Origin of the sequence: Candidatus Paracaedimonas acanthamoebae (assembly GCA_017307065.1) — a bacterium.
Taxonomy (GTDB): Bacteria; Pseudomonadota; Alphaproteobacteria; order Caedimonadales; family Caedimonadaceae; genus Paracaedimonas; species Paracaedimonas acanthamoebae_A.
Map to the genome: position 1 here is coordinate 1 of JAFKGL010000005.1, position 1,397 is coordinate 1,397.

The following is a 1,397-nucleotide window of genomic DNA, read 5'->3' on the forward strand; positions in this document are numbered from 1 at the left end:
TTTACTGGCAAGTACAATTTTAAAAAGAGTAACGGTGAAATTGACATAACAGCAATGGTGAATGCGTTTGAAAAACATCTAAAACAACATTTTTGGAAGATGATTTAATTCAGAATTAACACTTTTGGTGGTTATTCCACACGACCCCTATATCATTTATGCTGTAAACCCGCAACAATGCTCTTAATTCTGCGATGTCATCCTGACTCCCTCAAGCTTTTTCCTGAGCGCTCTAGTCACCTCATTAAAAAGAAGCGTGTACAGCTCCTGTTCCCTATCTTAAATTCGTCCGGCTTCAGTAATAGCAAACAAGTCCAAATGTACATTTTTCCCAACTTCCATAAAGGCAACAGCTGCACGAGTTAGTTGAATTCACCTTCATAATATTCAATGATTTAAATTAAGCATACATTCGTGTTCTTCATTAAGGCATGAAATTACACAACATCAAACCGAGCTTCTATCATGTCCTAGAGATTTTTGATAGTATTAATTAACTCCTGCTGTAGCAAACCCATTATTTTTTAATGCGTCAATATCATAATTAAAGGACCTAAAGTAAACCCAGGGCGCATTAAAATAAGGCCAGATTAGCAATTCGCTTTAAGCGCTCCGGATTATCTTCTACATAAATTGCGGTTGTCACAATATTAGCATGCCCGGCAAGTCGAGATACGGCTTTAATATCTGCACCTTGCTCGATAAGCCGGGTAATAAAGGTACGTCTTCCTGAATGAGAACTTGCGCCATGAATTCCTGCTTTATCATAAAGTGCTCTAAACCATTTTTGTAAGGTATTGGCGGTGAATCGACTTTTGCGTTGAGTTTGAAACAACGGTTTGTTAAGCGGGGTTCCTTTTAGGGAGTTTAAATGGGCTTGCAGTATTTCACGAATTTTCTTATGCGTCAGATAGACATGGCGTTGCTTGTCTCCCTTGGTCATCGAGCGTTTTAAACTAACTTCATCGAATAACTGATAATGAGTATTTGCCACATCGCCAAGGGTAAGTGAAGCGATTTCTTTAGCACGCAAACCCAATCCGAAGGAGCAATAAATGATTGCCAGATTGCGAGCACCAAACTTTCCTTCTTTGGCGACTAATGTGAGCAATTTAAACTCATTTTCAGTCAAAACCTTTGCCTTGCCTTCGCGAGCCATTTTTTTCTCATGCAACTACCTAATTTATCACTATATTATATAAATAAGGATGTATTTGCAAAGCGAAAAAATGGAGTCCTCTTAAAACCTGTAAGTTTTATGTTTATTTGGCAGGATTTTATAAACTTTAAATGGCATGATGAGCACCATCTAATCCTACATGAAAAAAAATATCTGTATCAAAATGCTGCTAGTTTCGCGATGGTTTGTAAGCATTCAGGTTTATTCTCGGCATAAA

General features: G+C 37.7%; 1 protein-coding gene. It reads right to left on the minus strand.

Annotation, left to right across the window (positions count from 1 at the left end):
- Window positions 1-574: 574 nt before the first annotated feature.
- The gene (locus tag J0H12_00050; GenBank protein MBN9412305.1) at window positions 575-1,159 is read right to left on the minus strand and encodes a site-specific integrase; all 585 of its coding nucleotides are present in this window, start codon (window positions 1,157-1,159) and stop codon (window positions 575-577) included.
- Between the last annotated feature and the right edge of the window lie 238 nt (window positions 1,160-1,397).

Coding starts and splice junctions, on each gene's coding strand:
- J0H12_00050 (MBN9412305.1), bottom strand. CDS start 1,159: ATGGCTCGCGAAGGCAAGGCAAAGGTTTTGACTGAAAATGAGTTTAAA.